The organism is Pseudomonas sp. MF4836 (assembly GCF_002018875.1).
Lineage (GTDB): Bacteria > Pseudomonadota > Gammaproteobacteria > Pseudomonadales > Pseudomonadaceae > Aquipseudomonas.
Map to the genome: position 1 here is coordinate 1 of NZ_MVOL01000015.1, position 26,225 is coordinate 26,225.

Here is a 26,225-nt window from a genome sequence, read left to right on the forward strand (position 1 = left end):
GAGCCTACGCCAAGATCCACAACGCCAGCATGCGCAAGCGCCTGAGCTACTGCGTGGCCAAACTCCCTACCGAGTGGTCGCGCGACGACTTCGACCAGCGCTGGGGCTGGATCAAAGGCGACGACCCTAACGACCTTCCGGCCAACGTGCTGCTCAGCCTGTGCCTGTCACCTGAGGCCTACGACAAGCTCAAGCGCCACCATGGAGCGCTGGCGTTTTGGGAGGATGCGGTGAAAGAGGGGCTGGCCTTGGGCAAGGTGCATTATCACTTTCATCCGTTGCGGTTTATTCAGACTATGAAAAGTTGCTCTTGGCGTAGCGTACGCGAACTAGCGCAGACACTGCCAAGACGCTCTTCTCAGAATGCGGGAGGCCTTATCTTATGGGGAGACGCCTTGGAGCGCTGGACCATTGGCAACAGTAGTAATGGATTAATGCCCGCAAATATACATGTATCAATAAATAGGATGTGGAGGAAGTTTGGATTCGTCACGACATTGCGCCAGGCCCATTTCCTTGCCCAGATATACAAGGAAAGCGGTGTGCTAAAGGCGACAGTCGAAAAAGGTAATTCGCACTACTTTAGGACCATGTATGAAGTTCTAACACCTCAGGAGGCCGGCGAAGATTTTGATAATAAGCATGCTTGGTTACAGGTAACAGGATTTTTGAAAGGAAGGAACCGACCTACCTATGTGGCACAGCGTCCAGGAGAGATTCGTGAAAAAGCACAAGCTTTAGGAAATATTCAATCCGGAGATGGTCCTCGTTTTTGTGGAAGAGGACTCCTTCATCTTACCGGTCGAAATAACTATCGAGACTACGGCGCTTTTCGAAATGCAAACTTTACAGCTGATCCCAATCCTATTCTTTTATCGACAAGCGCTGAGGTGGCGGCAGACTCAGCGGGGTACTTCTGGGTAAGCAAAGTAATGGTGTCAGCAAATAATGAAACGCTTCGTAATGGCATGAACATACATCGTCGTGCAGATCTTGGTGGGGGTGATAATAATGTCGCCGCAATTACAACCCCTGTGAACGGTGGCAGTATTGGATTAAATGGGCGCCAAGAGCTCTTCAAATACATCCGATTTATTTTTGAGGATGAAGTCAGTATGCCGGTAATAGCAACTCTAGAAAGGCAAACTGAAGACTAAAAAATTAATATTGATCATGGATGACCAACATGGCGCTGAAAAGAAATAATTTCTGGATGATGTTTTGGGTGGCTGTATGTTTGTGTGGCTGCAGTTTTGCAAAAGGTGGTGAAGCTGCTGGCGAAAATAAAGAACTATTGAGGTGTGGGCTGGTATTGAATGTTCCTGCGGAGCTACCCTCTGATCAAGATATTCAGCCGGATTTGTGCATCAGTTCATATCGCGACCAAGAAGGAGCACTTCTACTACTAGGGGCTTTGCTGGAGGGGCAGAGAAATCCAAGGTGGTTAGATATTATGCCTTCGCTGAGAATATACTCTAAAGGTATTGATGAGCTTTTATCTATAAGTAACGAAAGTGGCATTCGCCGAGGTTTGTCCGGTCTAGCGCAATCAATGAGTGACTTCACCGAAAAAAACTGTTCGCTAAGCCGCCGTACACACTTATCGGAACTGTCTGGAGGCAACTGGAAAGGCTGGATTGCAGAGGATTCCTATCACGAACTCAGCAAGGTCACTTCACGGCCTGAGTACTGCGAACAGTTTTCTGAACATAACAGATGTATCAGAATGATAATTGGAAATTTGAAGGAGTCGGCAGTTATGGGGCAATACTGCTTAACGCGACGAGATGATGACTTTGATCTTGATGCCGGTCTTAGCTATGGCATTTTCCTCAAGATAATTAAGAGCATTAGGTTTATCGAAGGTTAAGTAATCATGGGACTCCGGCTATCTACAGAAAATCTATGTGCCAATACTGACGCTCTGGCCGTGGCGAATCGAGCAAGCGGCGCTGGCGTTTTGGGAGGACGCGGTGAAAGAGGGGCTGGCCTTGGGCAAGGTGCATTATCACTTTCATCCGTTGCGGTTTATTGAGGTGTTCAAGCGGTGTGGGTGGTTGAGCCAATTGGAGACGGTACAACTGCTGCCCGCTAAAGGTATCGGCCTAACATACGACCGAGCGATAACCCTCATCCGTAATGGCCAATCTACTGAACAGCATTTACTCCCTCCACGTATGTGGGTGGTACTGAATCTGGTCAGAAGGAAATACTATCTTCTATCCGCGCTGCGGACGGCACATTTCTGGGGACAGATCGCGCAAGAAACGGACGGTCTTCAGACAGTCCGCGAATATGCGAGTGGTGCCGCGTACGAAGGTCGAGCAGATCTCGGAAATACGCAACCTGGAGACGGCGTCCGGTTCCGAGGGAGAGGAGTCATCCAGGTAACAGGGCGTGTGAACTACGATCGATATGAGAAATATCGCAATGCCACTTACACCACCGAGCCAAATCAGCTCCTCCTGCAGTCAGATGCGTACGTTGCAGTCGACGCATCCGGCTTCTATTGGGCAGCTGAAGCCACACGAGATAGATATGCCAACCCTCCGGGCAGCTTGAAACCCTATAGATGGGTATTAGATGGCAAGACAAATATAAACACCCGGGCCGACAGCTCGATATTTCAGGTGCTCACTGATGAACAGACGGTGTCAGCAGACGTTTTAAATGTAACGCGCCAAGTTAACAGGGCTGCGTTGCACCTGGATCGACGCATCAGATATTTCAAGTACGCTTACAAAATGCTCAGTGATGATGTGACTACCAATCTTCCAGATGGGAACTTAAAACCATGAGTAAGGTATTAATATTTTTCTTTCTCTCTGTGGTCTCGATTTTTTCCATCGCTTCGGAGGGCGGTGCACATAAATCATCATTCGATATTTTGCAGAAACACTATTATGACTTGCTATCGGCATGCGGCTTCTCCTTCAGTTCAGAACGTACGTTTGTTTATGACGAGAAAATATGTGGATTTATATATCAAGATAAAACACACAGTCCCTTCTTCTACGGATCAGTGTCATCCAATAAAGAGTATTTGACTGAGAAAAAACTTGTAGGGGCAATTCGATTGTCTGAAGAGTCTCCGATGTCGACGCGAACCGATTACTACGATGCTCAGAGAGATGTCACGCAGTATCAAGTAAGATCTCAGAAGCTTCTTGGGCTCACAGAAGGGAAGAGAGATATTGTCATCGTTTCCGAGCTTGAAGTTACTTATGATAAGCCAGATAAAAGCGGGCAAATATTAACGCCGGTCAAAGAGATATACGAATGTTGGGATGGCGTACTTTACGGCAAAACTACCGCAATTTCTCTAGCTCTATGCAGTCTTGGTTCGGCTAGGAATAGTGGGTTTGCATCACAAAAAAGCTGGCAAGCCGAGGTCATCAAAAGCCTTTCTGTTGAGTGATGAATTTATAGGGTTTATCAATATTTATTTTCGAGTTTTATTATGTTGATCTGCTGTGGCTGGTATATTGATTTTCACCATTTTTTCATGCCCACAGCCAACAATGGTCAGGGCTACATCTCACCTGTTACTAACATGTATTCTTCCGATGCTTGAGTTGCTTGATCAAACTGTCCGTTCATGTTGGCTGTACCCGCCCGTAGCTCAACGACTTGGACGAGTGTTATCGCGCCCATGCCTACACGCAAGCGCTGTTACTTGATCAAAGTATCTTTCCCGCTGCCACGGTGTGCGGCGTGTGAATGGCAAGAAGCCGCCATCGCTCTACTTTAGTTTCCGATCAGGCGCAGCCACTAAGGTATGTCCGATGGAGTTTAAGCCGTGAACTATTCGCAGAAGATATTCGCGATATTCAGATGCGGAAGTTAGGCTCACTTAATTCGTACTATTACACTGAAGCCTATATTCAACTTACACCGGTGTCGCCCCGCCTCGATCACGCATCCTCAGCCTATGTATGGACGATGAAAACCATACGCTAATCACCAGAAATGGCGGTATCCGGCTCGGCGCCGACCCTCGCGAAATCTGGCAAGCCCGAAACAAACCGGTTCTTCCCACTTCAGAGGAGGCTTTACCGGAGGTCCTCGAAATTATTCGCTCCATCCACTTTTTACCGGCAGACAGCGAGTGAAAGGCGAGGCTGCGCTGGCCCTTCGAAACACCGCATTCCTTCCGGATTATCACGGCGTCTGTTCGGACCAGCGCCCACACGCGGCCCGAGCCTGACGGCAGCGGCTACAGATCGGTGACAACCCAGCCATCAGGGCGGGCTAGGGCTTAGCTGATTTTGCTGAGAAAGGCCGGCAGTTCCTGTTCGGGGACGACCGACAGGACTTTCAGGCGTTGCAGCATGCGTTGGCGGGCGCGTTGCAGGTGTTCCTTGAGGTTGAGGGCGGCGGCGTCGAAGGCGCCGTGCAGCAGCAGTTCGAGGATCAGGCGGTGTTCGGCGAGCATCGCCGGGTCGGCGCCGATGCCCAGCAGGCGGTAGAAAATCCGACTGATGATCATCGGGCTCTGGGCCTGGCGGATCAGGGTCGCCATTTTGCGATTCTGCAGGCCGGCGAGGCAGTGCTGGTGCAGGTCTTCTTCGATGCGTTCCAGTTGTTGCAGGCTGCAATGCTCGACCTGTTGTGCCTGGGTGATGCGTTCCAGCATGGCTTCCAAGACGTCGCGGCTCAGCCCCGGGGCGCTCTGGCGCAGGGCTTCGGGTTCGAGGCAGGCGCGCAGTTCGTAGTCTTCGGTGACTTCGCGGGCGGTCAGCGGTCCGGCCAGCCATTGCGAGTAGGGTTCCTTTTCCACCAGCCCACGATCGCGCAGGCGCATCAAGGCCTCGCGCACCACCGCGCGGCTGACGCCGTAGTGCTCGGCGGCGGCCTGTTCGTCGAGGCGGTAATGGCCGAAGGCGATGCAGGTCGACAGCGCGCTGCCGATTTCCTCGTAGATCCGTTCCCCCAGGGGCCGGGTGTCCACCAGCTCTTCGCCGCTGTCCAGGCCGAGGTGGGTATGGCTCAAGGGCAGGCGCAATGGCTCGATGGCCAGGCCTTCGGGGTTGATCAGGTAGCCACGGCCATCGAAGCGGCTGATCAGGCCTTCGTCGTGCAGCAGGTTCAGCGCCTTGCGCACCGGCACGCGGCTGGTGCCGAACAGTTCCGCCAGCGGCGCCTCCAGCAACACCAGGCCCTGCAAGGCGGTGCCCTGGATGATCGCGTCACGTAATACCTGACGGATCATCGCGTAGCGCGATGCGGTGCGTGGGTCCTCGGCGGGTGCTGCTTTCATCGGTTCCTCTGGGGGCTGTGCGGCGATGGCCGGGGATTCTCTCACAGTTGGCCAGTGTCACTGCGCGCCACGTTTTTGTGCCCCGTCCTGGGGCTTGGAGAGGGGGAATGTTACTTTTCTGCACTAAAATGTACTTTTTAGTAAAAGGTACATTATTTCAACGGTGAGTCTTTTACCGATCCAATTTTCCGTCCGTCGGCATCCCGTCCTCCTTATTCATCCTCTCTACACCGGTCCTGTTGCCCCATTCGGCATGATTCGACAGACCCTGCCTGCCCAAGGCGAACTCCAGATGGCACGGAACCTGCTCTGTATAAAACGTACATTTTAATAATTAGTACATTTTATCTGGATTTGGAGTACCCGCCATGACCCCTTCACCGCTGTTGGATGCCACTGCGCTGGCCGCCGAGTTTGCCCAGCGTCGCAACGACCCGGTGCAGGTGCTGGAACAGGCGCTGCAACAGGCCGAACGTACGCCCCACGTCTTTATCGCCTTGAGCCCGACGCGGGCGCGGCGGGAAGCCGAAGCCGCTGCCGCGCGCTGGCGTGATGGGCAACCCCTGAGCGCCCTGGATGGCGTGCCACTGGCCTGGAAAGACCTGTTCGACCTCGCCGGCAGTCGCACCACGGCGGCCGCGGCGGTGCGCCGCGAAATCGCCCCGGCCCTGCTGGATGCTCACAGCGTGGCTCAGCTCAGCCGCGCCGGCCTGGTCAGCCTGGGCAAGACCAACCTCAGTGAGTTCGCCTATTCCGGGCTTGGCCTGAACCCGCACTTCGGCACGCCGCTCAACCCCCATAGCGATGCCCAGCCGCGGGTGCCTGGCGGTTCGTCGTCGGGCTCGGCGGTGGCGGTGGCGGCCGGAATCGTGCCGCTGGCCATGGGCACCGACACTGCCGGTTCGATTCGCATCCCGGCGGCGTTCAATGGCCTGGTTGGGTTTCGCAGCAGTTGCCGGCGCTACAGCCGCGATGGGGTCTTCCCCCTGGCCCGCAGCCTCGACAGCCTTGGTCCGTTGACCCGCAGCGTGCGTGACGCCTGGCTGCTCGATGAACTGCTGCGCGGCCATGATCCACGCCAGTCGCCACCGGTGCGCAGCCTGGCCGGGCAACGGGTGTGGGTTGAGCAAACAGTGCTGGAAGATGCCCGCGTCGAGCCCGCAGTGCGGGCCAATCTGCGGGCGGCGGTTGAACGCCTGCGCAGTGCCGGAGCGCTGCTGGAAGTGCGGCCGCTGCCGGCGTTCCAGGCCAGCCTGCAACTGATCGCCGACCACGGCTGGCTGGGCGCGGCCGAAGCCTTTGCCCTGCATCAGAGCCTGCTCGACAGCCCCGAAGCCGAGCACCTCGACCCCCGCGTGCGGCGGCGCCTGGAGGCCGCGCGTGCGATGCCGGCCAGCCAGTTGCTCAAGCTGTACCAGGCGCGCCGGATGTTGCAGCAACAGTTGCAAGCCGAGCTCGACGGCGCGCTGCTGCTGACCCCGACCGTGGCCCATGTTGCGCCGCCCCTGGCGCCGCTTGAGGCCGACGACTCACTGTTTGCCCAGACCAACCTCGCCACCCTGCGCCTGACCATGCCCGGCAGCCTGCTGGATATGCCCGGCGTCAGCCTGCCCAGCGGCCGCGATGCCCAGGGCCTGCCCACTGGCGTGCTGCTCAGCCTGCCCCAGGGCGAGGACGCACGCCTGCTGCGCGCTGCGTTGTCGGTGGAGGCAGCGCTGCTCGATTCCTGAAATTCCCTTTGCCCTTTCCAACAACACGCAACGATTGGAGGCCGCTCATGGCTAAAGAAATTCTCTGTGCATTTGGTGTCGACGTGGACGCGGTGGCCGGCTGGCTCGGTTCCTACGGCGGTGAAGATTCCCCGGACGATATCTCCCGTGGCCTGTTCGCCGGCGAGATCGGCGCGCCACGCCTGCTCAAGCTGTTCGAGCGCTACGGCCTGCGTACCACCTGGTTTATTCCCGGGCACTCGATGGAAACCTTCCCCGAGCAAATGAAGGCCGTGGCGGACGCCGGCCATGAAATCGGCGTGCACGGCTACAGCCATGAAAACCCGATTGCGATGACCGCCGAGCAGGAAGAAATCGTCCTCGACAAGTCCATCGAGCTGATCACCCAGGTCACCGGCAAACGCCCCACCGGCTACGTCGCGCCCTGGTGGGAATTCAGCAAGGTGACCAACGAACTGCTGCTGAAAAAGGGCATCAAGTACGACCACAGCCTGATGCATAACGACTTCCATCCGTACTACGTGCGGGTCGGCGACAGCTGGACCAAGATCGACTACAGCCAGCACCCCGACACCTGGATGAAGCCCCTGGTGCGCGGCCAGGAAACCGAGCTGGTGGAGATCCCGGCCAACTGGTACCTCGATGACCTGCCGCCGATGATGTTTATCAAGAAATCGCCCAACAGCCACGGCTTCGTCAACCCGCGTCACCTCGAAGAAATGTGGCGCGACCAGTTCGACTGGGTCTACCGCGAGCACGAACACGCGGTGTTCACCATGACCATCCACCCCGACGTTTCCGGCCGCCCGCAAGTGCTGCTGATGCTCGAACGCCTGATCGAACACATCCAGAGCCATGCCGGCGTGCGCTTCGTCACCTTCGACGAGATTGCCGACGACTTTATCCGCCGTAACCCCCGTAACCGCTGATCACCGCAACTTACTTGAGGCGCGATCCATGTCTATCTACAACAAGCTCGACCTGACTGGCTGGAAACCCCAGCAGTTGACCCCGGCCCAAGTGCGCTTTGCCACCTGGATCGCGTTTTTCGCCTGGGTGTTTGCGGTGTACGACTTCATTCTGTTTGGCACCTTGCTCCCGGAAATCGGCCGGCATTTTGGCTGGGGCGAGGTCGAGCAGGCCGAGATCGCTACCTGGGTCGCGGTCGGCACCGCGGTGGTGGCCCTGGCCATCGGCCCGCTGGTGGACAAACTGGGGCGGCGCACCGGGATTATCTTCACCGTCGCCGGCTCGGCCCTGTGCTCGGCCTTGACTGCCATCGGCGGTGCCTGGGGCAAGTCGCCGCTGATCCTGATCCGTTCCCTGGGCGGCCTGGGGTATGCCGAGGAGACGGTCAACGCCACCTACCTCAGCGAGCTGTACGCCGCCTCGGATGACCCGAAGCTGGCCAAGCGCCGGGGCTTTATCTACAGCCTGGTGCAGGGCGGCTGGCCGGTCGGGGCCTTGATCGCTGCCGGGTTGACTGCGGTGCTGCTGCCGATCATTGGCTGGCAGGGCTGCTTTATCTTCGCCGCGATCCCGGCCATCGTCATCGCGATCATGGCGCGCAAGCTCAAGGAGAGCCCGCAGTTCCAGATTCACCAACGCATCACCCAGTTGCGTAAAAGCGGCGCGGTCAGCGAAGCGCAAGCGGTGGCCAGCACCTACGGCGTGGACTACGACGAACACAGCAAAGCCGGCCTCAAGGCGGCATTTCGCGGCACCTCGCGCCGCGCGACCCTGGTGATCGGCGCGGCGATCCTGCTCAACTGGGCGGCGATCCAGGTGTTCAGCGTGCTCGGCACTTCGGTGATCGTCAGCGTGCATCACCTCTCCTTCGAGAACTCGCTGATCATCCTCGTGCTGTCGAACCTGGTGGGCTACTGCGGCTACCTGAGTCACGGCTGGATGGGCGACAAGATCGGCCGGCGCAATGTCATCGGCCTGGGCTGGATGCTCGGCGGCCTGGCGTTCGCCGGGATGCTCTTTGCTCCAAGCAACATGCCGACGGTGGTCGGGCTGTACAGCCTGGGCCTGTTCTTCCTGATCGGCCCTTATTCGGCAGCGCTGTTCTTCATCAGTGAAAGCTTCCCCACCAGCATCCGCGCCACCGGCGGCGCGATCATCCACGCCATGGGCCCGATCGGCGCGGTGGTGGCGGGCTTTGGCGCGACTCAGGTGCTGTCGGCCGGTGGCGACTGGCAGACCTCGGCCCTGTACTTCGGCGCACTGCCTTGCTTCCTCTCGGGGGCGCTGATGTTCGCTGCGCGCCATGTGCGTCCTGAAACCGTGAAATAAGGAAAAAGACTCCCATGACTCAGAAAGTCGCATTGATCACCGGTGCCGCCAGCGGCATCGGTCAGGCCCTGGCAGTGGCGTATGCCCAGCGTGGGGTGGCGGTGGTCGGCGGGTATTTCCCGGCCGATCCCCATGACCCGCAGATCACCCGGAACCTGGTTGAGGAGGCCGGCGGCCAGTGCCTGATGCTGCCCCTGGATGTTACTGACAGCCAGTCGGTGGACGCGCTGGCCGAGCAGGCGGTGCAGACCTTTGGCCGCCTGGATTACGCGGTGGCCAACGCCGGTTTGCTGCGCCGCGCGCCGTTGCTGGAGATGACCGATCAGGCCTGGAACGCCATGCTCGACGTCGACCTGACCGGGGTCATGCGCACCTTTCGCGCAGCGGTACGGCACATGGGCGAGGGCGGTGCGCTGGTGGCGATCTCGTCGATTGCCGGCGGCGTATATGGCTGGCAGGACCACGCTCATTACGCGGCGGCCAAGGCCGGTGTGCCGGGCTTGTGCCGTTCGCTGGCGGTGGAACTGGCAGGGCGCGGCATCCGCTGCAACGCGGTGATCCCGGGGCTGATTGAAACCCCGCAGTCCCTGGACAGGCAAAACTCCCTGGGCCCGGAAGGCCTGGCCAAAGCCGCCAAGGCCATCCCCCTGGGGCGGGTCGGGCGCGCCGATGAAGTGGCGTCGCTGGTGCGCTTCCTCACCAGTGACGAAGCCAGCTACCTGACCGGGCAAAGCATCATCATCGACGGCGGCCTGACCGTGCGCTGGCCTGATTGACCGACCACCCGACATCTACCTGTAGCCGCTGCCGCCCGGCTGCGCTGGCCATAACGGACGCCGTAGGAGTGTCGGTTAAATAAGGGGTGTTTTTTCAGGCCCGCTCAGCCTCGCGGCAGCGGTCACAGAATTTTTGCTACAGGAGTTTCCCATGTCTCAACTGTCCAATCGCCGCGCCGTGATCACCGGGGCCGGCAGTGGTATCGGGGCGGCCATCGCCCGGGCTTATGCGGTGGCCGGTGCGCGGTTGGTGCTGACTGATCGCGACCCCGCCCGCCTGGCCGAAAGCGCCCGGGCCTGCCGTGACCTGGGGGCGCAGGTGTTCGAATGCGTGGCCGATGTCGGCAGCGTTGAAGGCGCCCAGGCCGGGGTCGATGCCTGTGTCACACAGTTTGGCGGCATCGATATCCTGGTGAACAACGCCGGCATGCTGACCCAGGCACGCTGCGTCGACCTCAGCATCGAGATGTGGAACGACATGCTGCGGGTCGACCTCACCAGCGTCTTCGTCGCCAGCCAGCGCGCCTTGCCGCACATGCTGGCGCAAGGTTGGGGGCGGATCATCAACGTCGCCTCGCAACTGGGGATCAAGGGCGGCGCCGAGCTGACTCACTACGCCGCGGCCAAGGCCGGGGTGATCGGCTTTACCAAGTCCCTGGCCCTGGAAGTGGCCAAGGACAATGTGCTGGTCAACGCCATTGCCCCGGGGCCGATCGAGACACCGCTGGTGGCCGGCATCAGCAGCGCCTGGAAAGCCGCCAAGGCCGCCGAGCTGCCCCTTGGGCGTTTCGGCCTGGCCGATGAAGTGGCGCCGGTCGCGGTGCTGCTGGCCAGCGAGCCGGGGGGCAACCTGTTTGTCGGCCAGACCCTGGGCCCGAACTCCGGCGACGTCATGCCCTGAAGGAGGCCTGAACATGTGTGGTTTGTGCGGTTTGTTGGGCGAGGACGTGCACTGGAGCGACCCCCTGGGCGGTGAACTGCCCCGGCGCCGCGAACGCTTGCGGCGGATCGCCGCGATCAACCGGGTACTGGCGCCCTGGCGGCTCAAGGTCGAGGACTTCCAGGGCTCGGCCTACCTGCTGCTCGGCGCCACCGGACGCCAGGAACTGGCCAGCGGCCTGGAGCAGCTCTGGGGCCAGGCCGAAGCCATGCTCGGCCGCCCGCTGGACCCCTTGGACCCCGGCCTGTTACAGCACCTGGAGCACGGCCGATGAGCATCGCCCTGAACGTGATCACCGGCTTTCTCGGCAGCGGCAAGACCACCTTGCTCAACCGTCTGTTGCAGGGCGAAAGCCTGGGTGACACGGCGCTGCTGATCAACGAATTCGGCGACGTCGGCATCGACCATCTGCTGGTGGAGGAGGTCGCGCCCGACACCGTGCTGCTGCCCAGCGGCTGCATCTGCTGCTCGATTCGCGGTGAGCTCAAGGACGCGTTGCTCGGTCTCCTGGCGCGCCGCAATCGCGGCGAGCTCCCGGCCTTTCGCCGGGTGATTCTGGAGACCACCGGCCTGGCCGATCCGGCGCCGATCCTCGCCACCTTGAACAACGACCCGCAGCTGCGCGGGCGCTTTCATATCGGCCTGGTGGTGACCTTGGTGGACGCCAGTCATGCCCAGTTGCAAGAACGGATTCACCCGGAATGGCTGGCCCAGGTGGCAGCAGCCGATCGTCTGCTGCTGAGCAAGACCGACTGCACCGAACCCGCGTTGGTGGCCCGGTTGCGCGAGCGGTTGCAGGTACTGAACCCCGGCGCACCGATGCTCGACAGCCATGCCGTGCACAGCGGCGAGCAACTGTTGCTGGGCGAGGGCGTGCGCAGCGCACAGCCTGAAGTCGAGGTCGCGCGCTGGCAGTTGCAACGCGTACAGCCTGTAACTGCGCAGCATGGCGCGGCGCAGGTGTGCTGCCTGGAGTTCGAGCAGCCCCTGGATTGGGTCGGCTTCGGGGTCTGGCTGTCGATGCTGCTAAGATGCCACGGCGAACGTATTCTGCGCGTCAAAGGATTGCTCAACGTGAACGCCAGCCAAGCCCCTATCGTCATCCATGGTGTGCAGCATTGCCTGCACGCTCCCGTGCACCTTGCCCGTTGGCCCGGCAGCGATCGGCATTCGCGGCTGGTGTTTATTCTGCGTGGGCTGGACCCGGCCCAGCTGCGCCGTTCCTTCGAGGTGTTTGCCCGCAGTTTTGCCCCGGCCCCCGGGGAGCCTGCCTGATGAGTGGCACGCAACCGATCACGTTGCGGGTCCTGGGCACCTCGGTGACCTTGCTGGAGTCGCTGCGGGTCCGCGCCGAGCAGGACCTGGGCATCCGTCTGGTGTACCAGGTGCACGACGTCGAGCAGGCGCAGCGCATCGCGGTGATGCAGCCCGACAGCTACGACCTCTATGACCAGTGGTTTCACAACGTCGACTTTGTCTGGCCGGCGCGGGCGATCCAGCCGATCGATACCCGGCGCATCGCCCTGTGGCATGAAATCAATGACCTGCCCAAGCGCGGACGGCTGTCGGCCAGCGACCGCCTGGGCAGTGGCAGCGTGCCCAGCGAGCGGCTGTTCGTGCAGCACGACGGCAGCCTCGGCAGTGCGGTCAGCGAGCGCATCAGCATGTTGCCGCTGACCCACAATGCCGACAGTTTTGCCTACCGCCCGGAGCGCTTGCCGGCCGGTTTGAGTTGCGCCAATGAGAGCTGGGGCTGGTTGCTCGACCCGGCCTGGAGCGGGCGAATCGCCCTGCAAAGCGACGCGGCGATTGGTGCGCTGGACGCGGCCCTGGCGATTCAGGGCAGTGGGTTGGCGTCGTTCAAGGACATCGGCAACCTGAGCATCGAGGAGATCGACAGCCTGGCGCAGATCCTTGTGCGCAAGCAGCGCGAGGGGCATTTTGCGGCGTTCTGGTCGGACGATGAAGAAGCCGCGCAATTGATGCTCAGCCCGTGCATCGATATCCAGAGCCTGTGGTCACCGACCCTGATGCGCCTGCATCGGGCCGGGGTCAAATACCGCCTGGCGGTGCCGCGCGAAGGGTACCGCGCGTGGTTTGGCGGGTTGTCGTTGTCGCGCCATGCCCAGGGGCCGGTGCTGGATGCGGCCTACGCCTACCTCAATTGGTGGTTGTCGGGCTGGCCCGGCGCGGTAATGGCGCGCCAGGGTTATTACATCGGCAATCCGGCTCGCAGTCGCGACCACCTGAGCAGTGCCGAATGGGATTACTGGTACGCCGGCAAGCCGGCCCGCGAGCAGTTGCTGGGCAGCGATGGCGAGCCCTTGATCGAAATCGGTGAGACCCGCGACGGCGGCTCCTACGAGCAGCGCATGGGGCATATCGCGGTGTGGAATTCGGTGATGGATGAGCACAATTATCTGGTGCGCCGCTGGGGCGATTTTCTGCGCGCCGGGAACAAAAGCGCAGGACGCGGGAAGGGTTGACCCTCTTTCCCTAAACCCCGCGCACCCGCATCTGTAGCCGCTGCCGAAGGCTCGGGCCGCGTTCGGACGTTGGCCCTTGAAGACGCCGTTGTTTTCCTGAAACTCCACGGCGTCCGTGATGGCTACAGCGGTTCAGAAGAACCTTGTCACGCTGACCTTGGCGTTGCGGCCCAGGCTGGTGGCGTTTTCGCCGCTCAGCGGTGGGCGGTAGTCGCGGTTGAACATGTTATCCAGGGTGAAGTTGACCTCGGTGCCCTTGAGGTACGCCTGCTGCGGTTTCCAGCTGGCGAACAGGCCCTGTACGTTGAAGCGATCATTCTCGTACTGGTCCCAGCTGCTGTCGCCCAGGACACTGGCCGGGCCCTTGGCGTACTTGTCGCTCGGCACGCGGTCGGTCTGGCGCATCCACATCCCCTGCCAGCCCACTTGCGCATCCCACTGCGGGATTTTAAAGCCCAGGGTCGCCACCCATTTGCTCGGCGGAATGTCCCGCGCCCAGACATTCGGCCCCCACGGGTTGGTGTAGGCGCCCTCGTGCTTGCCGGTGATCCAGGAATACGACAGCGAACCGAACACATAGGTCGAGTCGTAGAAGCTTTCGATATCAATGCCCTTGATGGTCAGGTCGCCGATGTTGCGGTACACCGAGATCGGCGAGCCGCTGCACACCTGGCTGATGCTCTGGCCGTTGATCAATTGCTCCGGGCAACCGATCCCGAGGTTTTTCATGATCTCGTCTTTGATGGTGTTGTGATAAAGCGTGGTGCGGATTTGCGCCGCATCGGAGTCGGTGAGGATCTTCGAGAAGCTGGTGACGTTACCTGCACGCAGGGCGGTGATCCGCTCCGGGTCGAGGTTGCGGCTGGTGGCCGAGCGGGTCGAGCTCGGGGACTGGACTTCATATTGTTCGTCGATCACCGGCGCGCGCCAGGTCTTGCTGTAGTCGGCGAACAGGGCAACCTCCGGGGTCACCGTCCAGAAGGCCGACAGGCGCGGCGACCAGCCGGTGTAGGTCTTGTCGCTGTAGTCGTGACCGGCCTTGGGATCTGGGCTGTTGTACAGCGGTGCGTCGTTTTTCTCGCCGCGGTTGCGCACATAGTCGTAGCGCAGGGACGGGGTCAGGGTGAAGTTGCCCAGGCTCACCGCGTCCTGGATGTAGAAGGCGTTGTTGTCGACCTTGCCATGGGGCATGAAGCCCGGCTGGTAATGGCCGTAGTTGTACTGGGCCACCTCGTAGGTTTTGCCGGGCATCCACATGTCGACTTCGCGGGTGTGCTTGCGGATCTGCACGCCGTTGGTCAATGCATGTTGCAGCGGGCCGGTTTCGAAGCGGCTGACGTTCTTCAACTCGAGGATCTTGTCTTCATAACCCACGGTGATCTTGCGTCCGCCCGAGGTCGGCTGATAGAAGGCGGTCGGGCCGCGCTCGTCGGTCTGCTCGGTCTTGGAGTTGGAATACTTGAGCTCCAGGTCGATCCACGGGTTGTCCAGCGGGGTGTATTCGTACTTGGTCTGCCAGGTGGTATCGACCGTGTTGCGCTGGGCCAGGTAACGCTTGGTGGCACCGTCATAACCGAAGCGATTGATGTCGGACTGGCTTGGCGGCGACGGGTAACTCTTGGCCGAAAACGGCGCGAAGATATCGCTGTCGGAGCGCATGTAGGTAAAGCCCAGGCGGTGCTCGTCGGTCAGCTGCATATTGAGTTTGTACAGCTCGCCCTCCAGGTCCTGGGCGGTGTTGGGCAGGCGCTTGGGGTTGACCGGATAGACGTTGCGCGGGTCGGGCTGGGCGCTGGCCATTTTCATGTCGTCGCCGTCGCGCTTGGTCCAGTAGGCCAGCACGTCGAACCGACGGTCCTCGGTGCGGCCATACACGGCCGAGGTGTAGGCCTGTTCATGGCTGTTGCTGCTGTAGCCGTACTTGACCATGGCCCCGACATCGCGGCCTTCCTGCAACAGGTCCGGAGCGTCCTTGGTTTCCATGCGGATGGTGCCGCCAAAGCCGCCGTTGCCGGTCTGGGGCGAGTGCGGGCCTTTTTCCACTTCGACGCGCTTGATCATTTCCGGCTCGATGAAGATCGAACCCTGCTGATAACGCTCGAAGCCGCTCTTGGTCGCACCGTCGACGCTCATCGGGACGTCTTCGGCATCCCCCAGGCCCCAGATGTTGACGGTCTGGCCACCGGGCTTGAGCGAGCCGCCGAGAGTCACGCCGGGCAGGGTGTTGATCAGGCTCGGGATGTTGTTGGCCAGGTGGCGGTCCATTTCTTCCTGGTTCAGGGTCGAGCGGCCGACGGTGGCCGCATCCACTTCCTGGCCATTGCCGATCACACTCATGGCCCCCAACTGCAACGCCGAACCGCTGGTGCTGCTGTCGTTTTCAGCGGGGCGCACGACGTAGGTGTTGTCGACCTTGACCAGGCTGAAGTGACTGTTCTTGAGCAGCGCGCCAATCGCCGCCTCGGGGCTGTAGTCGCCGTTGAGGGCCGGGGCCTTGATGTTGCGCAGCAGCTCTTCGTCGAACAGCAACTGGATCTTCGCCTGTTGCGCGATCTGGCTCAGCGAGCTGGCCAGTGCCTGTGCCGGCAGCTGGAAATGGATCGACTCGGCCTGGGCCTGGAGGCTGAACGCCATGCAGACCGCCAGCAGAGTTGGACGGGAACAAACGAACTGAAGATGCTGATGCACGCGAAACATGACTTCCCCCCGGTATGGCAACAAAGGCCAAAAGCACCGCAATGACGGCGCAGACGGGAAGAAGACGCGGCGCTGGAAAAAAACCTCATATGCGAATGCAAAATATTCGCATATGAGTTTCAGGGACGGGCTTCGATGCGGATCTTGCCATCGGCCAGGGCCACGGTACGCACCGGTATCAGCGCTGGCAGGGCCTTGATCAAGGCGTCCGGATCGTTGATGTCGAGGTTGCCCGACACCTTGAATGCGCCCAGGGCGCCGTCTGCCAATTGCACCGGCTGGCGGCGGTAGAGGTTGAGTTCGTCCACCAGGCCGATCAGCTCGCGGTTGCGAAACGCCAGGCGTCCGTTGCGCCAGTCGGCCACGTCATCGCTGGCCAGGGTCTGGCGTTGCAGGGTGCCCTTGGCCAGGTCATAGATGGCCTGTTGCCGGGCGCCGAGCAGGGTGTTGTCGGCCGGGTTGCCGTCCGGCGTGAACGCCACCTGGCCGTGGGCGACGCTGACCACCAGCTGCCGCTGGCCACGTCGCACATCGAAGGCGGTGCCGACCACGCGCACCTTGGCCTCGCCGGCGTGCACCCACAACGGGCGTTCCTTGTCGGGAGCGACCTCCACATACAACTGGCCCTGGTCGAGGTAGATCTCCCGTTGGTGGGCGCTGAAATCGATGCGCAAGCGGGTGTTGGCGTTGACATACAAGGTGCTGCCATCGGGCAGGTTCAGGGTGCGACTGCCCTTGGCCTGGGCCGCGACCTCCTGGGTGTACGCCGACTGCGGCGTGCCCAGGTTCAGCGCCAGTACCGCGCACACCAGGGCCGCAGCCACGGCCAGCGCCGGGCGCCAGAGCGGCGTCTTGCGCACCGGCAACGGCACCGGGCGGTTGAGTTGCTGGAGCTCGGCAAGGTCGGCCCACAGTTGCTCGAATTCGGCATAGGCCCGCGCATGCAACGGCTGCGCAACCCAGGCTTCGAAGCTGCGACGGGTGTCGCGGTCGGGGTCGTTGCGGTTGCGTGCAAACCAACTGGCGGCCTGGGCATCGATGCTGTCGCTGTCGATGTCACTGTGTGTGCCGGGAAGGCGGGTCATTCGGGCTGCTCCTTGCCGTGTGCTTGTTGAAGGCGCTGCTTGCAGTGCAACAGGGCAGAGGCGATGTGTTTTTCCACCATGCTCAATGAAATCCCCATGCGCTCGGCGATCTGCGCCTGACTCAGGCCTTCGAAGCGGTGCAGCATAAGGGCTTCTCGCCGGCGCGGCGAGAGTTCTGCCAGGACGTCTTTCAACTGTTCCAGTCTCTGCAGGCGTTGGGCGGCGGGCAGTGGCTCGTTGTGTTCATCGGCCAGCGGCTCGCTGTCGCTGCCGATTTCGCCGTGCACGCCATGGCGAACCTGCTGGCGTCGCCAGTGATCGCGCAGCAGGTTGCGTGCCATCTGAAACAGGAAGGCACGGGGTTGTTCGACTTTGGCCTGGTCGCGGTAGTCCAGCCATTGGGTGAACACGTCCTGGGTCATGTCCGCCGCGTCGCTGGCGTTGTCCGTGCGCTTGCGCAGGAAATGCAGGATGTCCGCATAAAACCCGCGAACGGTGTCAGCCGACATAGGGTCGGGCTTGAGACGAGACATGGATACCCTTCTGGACAACGCAAGGACGCGAAAGCCGCGAATGATATCGAGAACTATTATTATTTGTCATTTTTTATCAGGACTGCCCGTCATGAGGGCATCGAGCCATGGGCAGGCGGCTCGGGGAGGCGCGCTGAACAGCCGGTCAAGCGACCGGCTGGACACAGCGTTTGTCTCAGATCACAAAAAAGCCATGGGTCGCATCACGCCCCAATTGCGCCACCAGTCCGTATTCCCAATCTAGGTAACCCTGCATGGCTTCGCGTGGGTTGTCGGTGCCCTCGTAGGGCCGGCGATAGCGGTCGATGCGTGGCGCGGCCAGATGCTGGCGGCTTTCTTCCACGGGCAGGCCGGCGGCGATCCAGGCCGTGGTGCCGCCCTTGAGCACAAATACCGGACGCCGGGTCAGGGCTTGCAGTTCAGGCACCACAAAACGCGCCAACAGGCTGCTGCCACAGGTCAGGACAAAGCGCTGCGGTGCATCGATGCCGGCCAGGGACTCGGCCAGTTGGCTGCGCAGGGTCCACCAGGCCCCGGGAATGTGGCGCTGCACGTAGTTGGCGCTGGCGGTGAAATCGAGCACCAGGGTCCCGGGCGTTTCCAGCCACTGGGCCAGGGTCTGCGGGCTGATTTCCTCGGCCACGGGCACGGCGGGCAAGGGGGCCTGCCAGGCTCCGGTTTCACTGAAGTCGGCCGCTTGCAGGCCATCAAGCACCGCCACCTGCCAACCCATTTGCGCCAGCCACGAAGCGCTCATGTTGGCGCGCACGCCGTCGTCATCCACCAGCACCAGCCGCGCGCCGCGCACGCTGGCGACGTGGTCGGTCTCCTGTACCAGCTGGCCGCCAGGGGTGGAGCGGGCGCCGGGTAAATGGCCATCGGCAAACTCCTCCGGGGTGCGCACATCGAACAGGTAGGTGGTGCGCTGGCCGTCGGCTTGCCACTGGTGCAACTGGGTACGGTCGATGCGCGCCACCTCGGCCTGGTCGGCCACGGCCCGTGCCGACTGTTGCGCCAGGGCCTGGTTGCCCGGGGTGGCGGCCTTGAAGCGGCGCTGCTGCCCGTGTTCCAGGCGCTGCCCGGCCAGGGTCCAGCCGATGGTGCCGTTGCGCAGGGCCGCCACCGGGTTGGGGATGCCGCCGTTGACCAGGGATTGGGTGCCGATGATGCTGCGGGTGCGCCCGGCGCAATTGACGATGACTTGGGTCTGCGGGTCGGGCGCCAGTTCGCGCACCCGCAGCAGCAATTCGGCACCGGGGACGCTGGTGCTGCCGGGGATGCTCATGGTCTGGTACTCGTCGAAACGCCGTGCATCGAGCACCACCAGGTCGGCCTTGGCGTCGAGCAGGGCCTGGACTTCCTCGGCCGCCAGCGACGGCGTGTGGCGCTGCGCATCCACCAGTTCGCCGAAGGATTTGCTCGGCACATTGACGTCCTTGAACAGCTCGCCGCCCGCCGCGTGCCAGCCGTCGAGGCCGCCTTCGAGCAGCGCCACATCGTGGTAACCCAGGGCTCGCAGGCGTTGCGCGGCCAGCTGCGCCAGGCCTTCACCCTGGTCGTAGACGGTGATCGGCGTGTTGCTGCGCGGGATGCGCGCGTACGCCTCCAGCTCCAGTTTCGACAGCGGGATATTGGCCGCGAACAACGGGTGGGCTTCGGCGAAGGGGGCTTCTTCACGGACGTCGAGCAGCGCCAGTTCCTGGCGGTCGAGCAGGGCCTGGCGGATCTGGGCGTGGCTGCGGGTGGGGAAATTGGTCATTGCGGGGGCTCCTTCGACAGGTCCCAGAAGTTTGGCAAAAGGCTGTTGGAGTAGCCGGAGATAAAGGGTTTTTCAGTGCCGTCCAGGCCATACACCGCCCGTTTGACCGCGCCGATATTGGCCCCGTAGACGTGGATGCTGATGGACACCTGGTCGGCATAGGCATTGGCCACCTGATGGATATCGCCGATCTGCGGCGACACCGCTTCCACCTGCCCGGGTTCCAGGCGCAGTGCTTCGCCCGCCGCTTGCAGGCGGCCATCGGCCTGGCGCGCGAAGCCCTGGGAGTACTCGGCACCGCGCAGCATGCCGATCAGCCCCCAGACTCGGTGATCGTGAATCGGCGTGCGCTGCCCCGGGCCCCAGACAAAACTGACGATGGAAAAACGCTGCAGCGCATCGGCGTGCAACAGGAACTGCTGGTAGCGCTCGGGGTCCGGCTGGGCGAAGGCCTCGGGCAGCCAATCGTCATGGCTGACCAGCTCGCGCAGCAGGCGTGCGCCGTGGTCCAGGATCTGTGCCTCGGGAGGCTGCTGTTCAAGCAGTTGCGCCAGTTGCTGGACGAACAGCCGCAGGCGTCCCAGGTTGGCCGGGGCGGGTTGGGCGGTTAATGCGTTGTGGGGCATGGGCTCCCTCCGGGGAAGCTGGAAAGTTCGAGGCGAACGATCGCTGTGCGCTAGAAGGTATTATTCTTTTTGGGTATTTTTCCAGTGATTTATTATGCTAAAAAAGAATGAATATAGATGATTTTCAAGGTTCTGCCGGAACCCCAGGGCGCCGTGCCGCGCAACGCCGGCTCATGGCCTGCAAGCGCCGGTTGATTCATCCGCTTATTGCATATCTAAAATTAGGATAAATGCATTTTTTGTATATTAAGTTAGAACCAAAACGAATTTCACGAGGGTTTTTTATGTAGTTAGCATGGGGCTCAACGCGTCGAAAAAGGGAAGTCGAGATGCCCGCGCAAGCCCCCCATTACTCCGTCTTGTCCGCATTCCTGCCAGGTTCCGTGCATCGGCAGCGGTCGCGCAGGAGCCACCCATGAGCCTTTCTACCGTGGCCCAGCGCCCGCCGGCGGGGCCGCAGGTGGCGTTATCCCACGCCGGCCTCGACTCGCCTGAATTCGCCGAACTGCTGCAAAACCTGTCCAGCGAGTTTGCCGCCAGTGCCGCGCACTACGACCGGAACAGCGAGTTTCCCCATGCCAACCTGCAGCGCCTGCATGAACATGGCTTGCTGGCCCTGACCGTGCCGCGCCAGTTGGGCGGCAGCGAGGCCAGTCTGGCCCAGGCACGGCGGGTCATCAGCGCCGTGGCCCGGGGCGAGCCGTCCACTGCCCTGGTGCTGGTGATGCAATACCTGCAACACACCCGCCTGCAACACAACCAGGCCTGGCCCCTGCACCTGCGCCAGCGTGTGGCGCGGGAGGCCGTGGAGTCGGGGGCGCTGATCAATGCCCTGCGGGTCGAGCCGGACCTGGGCACCCCGGCCCGTGGCGGCTTGCCCGGGACCCTGGCGCGCCGCGTTGAAGGCGGCTGGCGCATCAGCGGGCGCAAGATTTATTCCACCGGGATCCCCGGCCTGACCTGGCTCTCGGTCTGGGCCCGCAGCGACGACGCCGAGCCGCAAGTGGGCACCTGGCTGGTGCACCGCGAGACCCCGGGGATCAGCGTCGAAGAAACCTGGGATCACCTGGGCATGCGCGCCACCGGCAGCCACGACGTGATTTTCGATGAGGTGTTCGTGCCCCTGGAGCAGGCGGTGGATATCCAGCCGGCCAAAGTGCCGCGCCCGTCCGAGCTCGACAGCAATGGGGTGCTGTGGCTGGCAGTGCTGCTGTCGTCGATCTATGACGGGGTGGCCCGCGCCGCGCGCGACTGGCTGGTGACCTGGCTCGCCGAGCGCACACCGGCCAACCTCGGCGCGCCGTTGGCGAGCCTGCCACGTTTTCAGGAGTTGATCGGACGCATCGACGCCCTGCTATTGAACAACCGGGTGCTGCTGGATGCCGCCGCCGAAGGGCGGATCGCCCCGGGTGAGGCGACCCAGATCAAGTACCTGGTCACCAGCAACGCCATTAGCGCCGTCGAACTGGGTATTGAAGCCATTGGCAATCCGGGGTTGGCCCGGGGCAATCCGATTGAGCGCCATTACCGCGACGTGCTCTGCAGTCGGATTCATACCCCGCAGAACGACGCGATCCTCAGCGCCGCCGGGCGTGCCGCGTTTGCCTTGCCCGCCCGGGGAGCCCAGGCATGACCCGTATCGCCAGCCAGCTGGACACGGCCTTCAATGCCCGCCTGCGGGTGCTGCTGCCGGATGTCGAGGTGCTGGAGTTGCCCCGGGGGCTGCCCCAGGCGTTGCCGGCGGATGTGCGGGTCTTGCTGGCAGCACCCCATGGCGATTTTCGCGATGCCGTGGAGCCGCCAGCGGGCTGGCCCTTCGGCTTGCAGTTTGTGCAACTGGTGACCTCGGGCCTGGATTATTTTCCCCGCTGGCTGTTCGACAGCCTGCCAGTGGCCAGCGCCCGGGGCAGCACCGCCGAGACCATCGCCGAGTTTGCCCTGGCCGCGATTTTCGCAGCAGCCAAGCAATTGCCCCAGGTGTGGATCGAGGCTGCCGAGCACTGGCAGCAACGTCCGCTGGCGGCGGTGGCGGGCAGCACCCTGGGTCTGTTCGGCTTTGGCAGCATCGCCCAGAGCCTGGCACCCAAGGCCCAGGCGCTGGGCATGCAGGTGCTGGCCCTGCGTCAATCGACGCGGCCGTTCGAGGTGCCGGGGGTGCAGGCGGTGGCTGATTTGCAGGCGCTGTTCGCCCGGGCCGATCACCTGGTGCTGGCGGTGCCGCTGACTCCGCAGACGCGGCACATCATCGATGCCCGGGTCCTGGCCTCGGCCAAGCCGGGTTTGCACCTGATCAATATTGCGCGCGGGGCGTTGATCCAGCAGGCGCCGTTGCTGGCGGCCCTGGATTCGGGGGCAGTCGCGCTTGCCAGCCTGGACGTCGCCGACCCTGAGCCGTTGCCGGCCGGGCATGCCTTTTATCGCCATCCGCGGGTGCGCCTGTCGCCCCATACCTCAGCCAATTCGCCACAGGTCTATCTGAATATCGCGCAGTTGCTGGTGCGCAATATCCAGCGTTTTGACCAGGGGCTGGAGCTGGAGAATCGGGTGGAGGTGGGGCGTGGGTATTGAACTGGGCAGTTGCGGATCTCCAGCGGCCAACTGGGCCCGCGCAGCTTGGCGAGGCTCGTCAGCGGCTATGAGGGGCGTGGAATTTTTTGCAGGGGGAGAGCGGGCATGACGGCATATAAGCGCCCGGCGGTGTATGACTTGCCGCGCCAGGGGCACACGGTGTTGCGTTGGGAGCAGCCGCCGCAGCAGGCGACGGTCGAGCTGGAGCGGGTGCAGCGCAAGCAAAGCCTGGCGGCGGCGTTCCGGGTGTTTGCCCGGCACGGTTTCGACATGGGGGGCGCGGGGCATATCACCGTGCGCGACCCGGGGCGGCCGGATCATTTCTGGGTCAACCCGGTGGGGGTGTATTTCGGGCATATACGGGTGTCGGACCTGCTGCTGGTCAACCCCCTGGGCGAAATTGTCGAAGGCGAGGGCGCGCTGAACCTGGCGGCCTTTGCCATCCATGCGGCGCTGCACGAAGCGCGCCCGGAAGTGGTGGCCGCGGCCCACGCCCATTCGCTGTACGGCAAGGCCTGGTCGAGCCTGGGGCGCCTGCTGGATCCGCTGACCCAGGACGCCTGCGCCTTTTATGAAAAGCACGCGTTGTTCGACCAGTTTTCCGGCGTGGTGCTCGGCAGCAGCGAAGGCGCGCGTATTGCCCAGACCCTGGGCCAGCACCCGGCCTTGATCCTGCAAAACCATGGCCTGCTGACCGTGGGCCAGACCGTGGAGGCCGCGGCCTGGCGTTTTATCGCCATGGACAACGCCGCCCAGACCCAGCTGTTGGCCGAGGCTGCCGGTACGCCGCGGCCGATCCCCCCTGACGTGGCGCGCCACACCGCACGCCAGGTCGGCACCGAATTCGGTGGCTGGTTCAGTTTTCAGCCTTATCACGCGCGGATCTTGCGTGATGAGCCGGACTTTCTCGATTAAGGATGTGCCCATGCAGCGTCGTCGTTTTCTCCAACTCTCGGCCCTGGCCGGCCTGGCCAGTGTCGCCGGCGGCATGCCGCGCTTGAGCCTGGCGGCCCCAGACCTCAGTGGCGTGACCCTGAACGTGGCCACCTACAAGGGCGCGGCGCCGACCTTTTTTCCCGAGGCCGGCATCGAAACCCCGCCGTACAAGGTCAAGTACGCCGAATTCACGGGTGGCAACCTGAGCTTCGAGGCACTGGTCAGCGGCACGCTGGATATCTCGCCGATGAGTGAGATCCCGCCGATCTTCGGCATCAAGAACCACGCCCCGGTCAAGTTGATCGCGGTGCTCACTGGAGACGTCAACAACCAGGCGTTCCTGGTGCCCAAGGGGTCGACGGTGCAGTCGGTGGCCGAGCTCAAGGGCAAGCGCATCGGCTATATCCGCTCCACCAGCTCGCACTACTTCCTGCTCAAGGCCCTGAAGGAACAGGGCCTGGGTTTCGACGACATCATCCCCCTGGCCCTGACTCCCCAGGACGGCTTTGCCGCGCTGCAACATGGCGCGCTGGATGCCTGGGTCAGCTTTGGCTATTTCATCCAGCTCGCCGAGTTGCGCGCCGAGGCCCGGGTGCTCAAGACCGGGCAGGGTTATCTGTCCGGCAACTACGTGATTGCGGCGAACCAGGCGAGCATCGCCGACCCGCTCAAGCACGCGGCGATCACCGATTACATCCTGCGCGAGTACCGCGCCTGGCAATGGATTGCCAGCCACCCGGAGGAGTGGGCGAGCAAGAGCGCGAAGATCCTCGGCATGCCGCGTGAAGTGTTCCTGGCCCAGTACCGGGCCCAGAGCGGGCCACGGATTTTGCAGCCGGTGGACGACGCGGCGGTCAAATCGCAGCAGGACGTGGCCGACCTGTTTTTCGAAGCCGGCGTCCTGCCCCAGGCGCTGGACGTCTCCGGCCTGTGGGACCGCAGCTTCCGCTGGAGCTGAACCCTCGCCACCGGTAGCCGCGTGCCAATGACCTGTAGCCGCTGCCGAGCCTGCGAGGCTGCGCTGTCCATCCATAACGCCGCGTATCTGTCCTGCATATTCCGGCGCTTGAGAGGGCCAGCGCAGGCTCGGCAGCGGCTATGGGAGTACGTCTATCCATTCCCCCAAGGCCACGGAGGCCTCGATGTTTGCCCACTCTCTTTTAGTGCTCGCGCTGGCCAGCCCCCTGGCCCTGGCCGCTGAAACCCCGCTGCAACTGCACCAACGCCTGACCGTCCTCGACAGCCACCTCGACACCCCGATGCAACTCGCGCGCCCGGGTTGGGACATCACTCAGCGCCACAGTTTCGCGGCCGATTTGTCCCAGGTCGACCTGCCCCGGATGCGCGAAGGTGGCCTGGACGGCGGCTTCTGGGCGGTCTTCACGCCCCAGGGCCCGCTGACTGCCGAAGGCCGGACCCTGGCCAGCGAGCACGGGCTGGCGGTAATCACGCGGATCCGCGACCTGATCGCCGCACACCCGGCGGAGTTCGCCCTGGCCCTGCGCGCCGAAGACGTTCCGGCGATCGTCGCCCGTGGGCAGCGGGTGGTGTTTATCAGCATGGAAAACGCCGAGCCCCTGGCCGCCGACCCCCAGCGCTTGCAGACCTACCAGCGGCTGGGCCTGCGCATGCTCGGCCTGGTGCATTCGGCCAATAACGATTTCGCCGACTCGGCCACGGCCCTGCCGCAATGGCGCGGCCTCAGTCCGGCAGGGCGCGAGCTGGTGGCCGAGGCTAACCGCCTGGGGATCCTGCTGGATGTGTCCCATGCTTCGGATCAGGTGTTCGATCAGGTGCTGGCGCTGTCCACAGCGCCGATCATCGCTTCCCACTCCAGCAGTCGGGCGATTACCCCCCACCCGCGCAACCTCGATGACCGACGCCTGCGAGAGCTGGCGGCCAAAGGCGGGGTGGTGCAGGTCAACAGTTTCGGCAGTGACCTGATCCAGCGCCCGCCCAGCCCCGAGCGCGACAAGGCCCTGGGGCCGCTGTACCGCGAGTTTCGCCTGGCGGCAAGCATGAGCCCGGAGCAGGTCGCCGACCTCGCCGCGCGTATCCGTGAGGTCGAGGCGCGCTACCCGCAACCCCAGGCCAGCCTGGACGACTACATGCAGCACCTGCTGCACATCCTGCAAGTGGTAGGCCCCGAGCATGTCGGCATCGGCGCCGACTGGGACGGTGGCGGTGGGGTCGAGGGCCTGGCGGACGTCACCCAACTGCCGCGGATCACCGAGCGCCTGTTGGCGGCGGGGTACGGCGAGCAGGACCTGGTCAATATCTGGGGCGGCAACCTGTTGCGGGTTTTGACGGCGGCCCAGGGCAGGGCTACGCGCTAGGCAAATGCCCGCTGGCGAGGGTGACTCGCGGGTCAGCCCGGCTCTATGCACGCGGCGCACAATCCGCTCGGGTAAATATGAAACAAAGTAATATTTGCATATGCTTAAAATGTATTTCTCTTATTAAAGTGCTCCCCCTAGGATGGCTTCCCATAGACCCAAGTGACTGATCGTAGCGCTGGGCTATAACCGAAT

General features: G+C 62.4%; 23 protein-coding genes. 17 read left to right on the forward strand and 6 right to left on the reverse strand.

What is annotated here, in order from left to right; translation table 11 throughout:
• The 4 genes from MF4836_RS28210 to MF4836_RS35225 all read left to right on the forward strand — a co-directional run.
• On the forward strand, nt 1–1,157 hold a 1,157-nt coding region (locus MF4836_RS28210; protein ID WP_443217455.1), incomplete at its 5' end, for a glycoside hydrolase family 19 protein.
• 29 nt (nt 1,158–1,186) lie between these two features.
• Nucleotides 1,187–1,870, forward strand: a complete 684-nt coding sequence (locus tag MF4836_RS35220; RefSeq protein ID WP_153050281.1) for a hypothetical protein — start codon at nt 1,187–1,189, stop codon at nt 1,868–1,870.
• A 37-nt stretch (nt 1,871–1,907) separates the two neighbouring features.
• Nucleotides 1,908–2,798, forward strand: a complete 891-nt coding sequence (locus tag MF4836_RS35650; protein WP_078473117.1) for a glycoside hydrolase family 19 protein — start codon at nt 1,908–1,910, stop codon at nt 2,796–2,798.
• Nucleotides 2,795–3,418: a hypothetical protein gene (locus MF4836_RS35225; protein WP_153050282.1), complete on the forward strand. Its 624-nt coding sequence runs from the start codon at nt 2,795–2,797 to the stop codon at nt 3,416–3,418. Before MF4836_RS35650 ends, MF4836_RS35225 begins: the two co-directional genes overlap by 4 nt.
• 840 nt (nt 3,419–4,258) lie before the next feature.
• Here MF4836_RS35225 and MF4836_RS28225 read toward each other — a convergent pair.
• Nucleotides 4,259–5,260, reverse strand: a complete 1,002-nt coding sequence (locus MF4836_RS28225; RefSeq protein ID WP_078473118.1) for a GntR family transcriptional regulator — start codon at nt 5,258–5,260, stop codon at nt 4,259–4,261.
• 368 nt (nt 5,261–5,628) lie between these two features.
• Here MF4836_RS28225 and MF4836_RS28230 point away from each other — a divergent pair, with 368 nt between their 5' ends.
• The 8 genes from MF4836_RS28230 (at nt 5,629) to MF4836_RS28265 (ending at nt 13,490) form a co-directional block, all read left to right on the forward strand.
• The gene (locus MF4836_RS28230; protein ID WP_078473119.1) at nt 5,629–6,990 is read left to right on the forward strand and encodes an amidase; all 1,362 of its coding nucleotides are present in this window, start codon (nt 5,629–5,631) and stop codon (nt 6,988–6,990) included.
• A 47-nt stretch (nt 6,991–7,037) separates the two neighbouring features.
• Nucleotides 7,038–7,919, forward strand: a complete 882-nt coding sequence (locus MF4836_RS28235; RefSeq protein WP_078473120.1) for a polysaccharide deacetylase family protein — start codon at nt 7,038–7,040, stop codon at nt 7,917–7,919.
• A 28-nt stretch (nt 7,920–7,947) separates the two neighbouring features.
• On the forward strand, nt 7,948–9,288 hold the full coding sequence (locus tag MF4836_RS28240) for an MFS transporter (RefSeq protein WP_078473121.1): 1,341 nt from the start codon (nt 7,948–7,950) through the stop codon (nt 9,286–9,288).
• A 14-nt stretch (nt 9,289–9,302) separates the two neighbouring features.
• Nucleotides 9,303–10,064, forward strand: coding sequence for an SDR family NAD(P)-dependent oxidoreductase (locus MF4836_RS28245; RefSeq protein ID WP_078473122.1), 762 nt, complete (start codon nt 9,303–9,305; stop codon nt 10,062–10,064).
• A gap of 151 nt (nt 10,065–10,215) precedes the next feature.
• On the forward strand, nt 10,216–10,965 hold the full coding sequence (locus MF4836_RS28250) for an SDR family NAD(P)-dependent oxidoreductase (RefSeq protein WP_078473123.1): 750 nt from the start codon (nt 10,216–10,218) through the stop codon (nt 10,963–10,965).
• Between the two features lie 13 nt (nt 10,966–10,978).
• Nucleotides 10,979–11,278 (forward strand): hypothetical protein, encoded by a 300-nt coding sequence (locus MF4836_RS28255; RefSeq protein WP_020297472.1) that lies wholly within the window; start codon nt 10,979–10,981, stop codon nt 11,276–11,278.
• Entirely contained in the window at nt 11,275–12,279 is a 1,005-nt protein-coding gene (locus tag MF4836_RS28260; RefSeq protein WP_078473124.1) for a CobW family GTP-binding protein, read from the forward strand. The genes MF4836_RS28255 and MF4836_RS28260 overlap by 4 nt, the downstream gene beginning before the upstream one ends.
• Nucleotides 12,279–13,490, forward strand: coding sequence for an ABC transporter substrate-binding protein (locus MF4836_RS28265; protein ID WP_078473125.1), 1,212 nt, complete (start codon nt 12,279–12,281; stop codon nt 13,488–13,490). Before MF4836_RS28260 ends, MF4836_RS28265 begins: the two co-directional genes overlap by 1 nt.
• Before the next feature lie 132 nt (nt 13,491–13,622).
• Here the strand turns inward: MF4836_RS28265 and MF4836_RS28270 are convergent, their stop codons facing one another.
• The 5 genes from MF4836_RS28270 to MF4836_RS28290 form a co-directional block, all read right to left on the reverse strand.
• Nucleotides 13,623–16,187 carry a TonB-dependent receptor gene (locus tag MF4836_RS28270; RefSeq protein ID WP_078473126.1) on the reverse strand — a complete coding sequence of 855 codons (2,565 nt, stop codon included), beginning with the start codon at nt 16,185–16,187 and terminating at the stop codon, nt 13,623–13,625.
• Between the two features lie 119 nt (nt 16,188–16,306).
• On the reverse strand, nt 16,307–17,272 hold the full coding sequence (locus tag MF4836_RS28275) for a FecR family protein (RefSeq protein ID WP_078473127.1): 966 nt from the start codon (nt 17,270–17,272) through the stop codon (nt 16,307–16,309).
• A complete protein-coding gene (locus tag MF4836_RS28280; protein WP_078473128.1) occupies nt 17,269–17,805 on the reverse strand; it encodes an RNA polymerase sigma factor in 537 nt (178 codons plus the stop codon). Before MF4836_RS28280 ends, MF4836_RS28275 begins: the two co-directional genes overlap by 4 nt.
• A 175-nt stretch (nt 17,806–17,980) precedes the next feature.
• The gene (locus MF4836_RS28285; protein WP_078473129.1) at nt 17,981–19,564 is read right to left on the reverse strand and encodes a rhodanese-related sulfurtransferase; all 1,584 of its coding nucleotides are present in this window, start codon (nt 19,562–19,564) and stop codon (nt 17,981–17,983) included.
• Complete coding sequence (locus MF4836_RS28290) at nt 19,561–20,190, reverse strand: cysteine dioxygenase (protein WP_078473130.1); 630 nt, start codon at nt 20,188–20,190, stop codon at nt 19,561–19,563. Before MF4836_RS28290 ends, MF4836_RS28285 begins: the two co-directional genes overlap by 4 nt.
• Before the next feature lie 415 nt (nt 20,191–20,605).
• Here MF4836_RS28290 and MF4836_RS28295 point away from each other — a divergent pair, with 415 nt between their 5' ends.
• The 5 genes from MF4836_RS28295 to MF4836_RS28315 all read left to right on the forward strand — a co-directional run bounded on the left by MF4836_RS28295 (nt 20,606) and on the right by MF4836_RS28315 (nt 26,030).
• Complete coding sequence (locus tag MF4836_RS28295; protein ID WP_078473131.1) at nt 20,606–21,823, forward strand: acyl-CoA dehydrogenase family protein; 1,218 nt, start codon at nt 20,606–20,608, stop codon at nt 21,821–21,823.
• The gene (locus MF4836_RS28300; RefSeq protein WP_078473132.1) at nt 21,820–22,758 is read left to right on the forward strand and encodes a D-isomer specific 2-hydroxyacid dehydrogenase family protein; all 939 of its coding nucleotides are present in this window, start codon (nt 21,820–21,822) and stop codon (nt 22,756–22,758) included. The genes MF4836_RS28295 and MF4836_RS28300 overlap by 4 nt, the downstream gene beginning before the upstream one ends.
• Before the next feature lie 105 nt (nt 22,759–22,863).
• Nucleotides 22,864–23,673: a class II aldolase/adducin family protein gene (locus MF4836_RS28305; RefSeq protein ID WP_078473133.1), complete on the forward strand. Its 810-nt coding sequence runs from the start codon at nt 22,864–22,866 to the stop codon at nt 23,671–23,673.
• A 10-nt stretch (nt 23,674–23,683) separates the two neighbouring features.
• On the forward strand, nt 23,684–24,652 hold the full coding sequence (locus tag MF4836_RS28310; protein WP_020297460.1) for an ABC transporter substrate-binding protein: 969 nt from the start codon (nt 23,684–23,686) through the stop codon (nt 24,650–24,652).
• A 184-nt stretch (nt 24,653–24,836) separates the two neighbouring features.
• Nucleotides 24,837–26,030 (forward strand): dipeptidase, encoded by a 1,194-nt coding sequence (locus tag MF4836_RS28315; RefSeq protein ID WP_078473134.1) that lies wholly within the window; start codon nt 24,837–24,839, stop codon nt 26,028–26,030.
• The last annotated feature ends 195 nt before the right edge of the window (nt 26,031–26,225 follow it).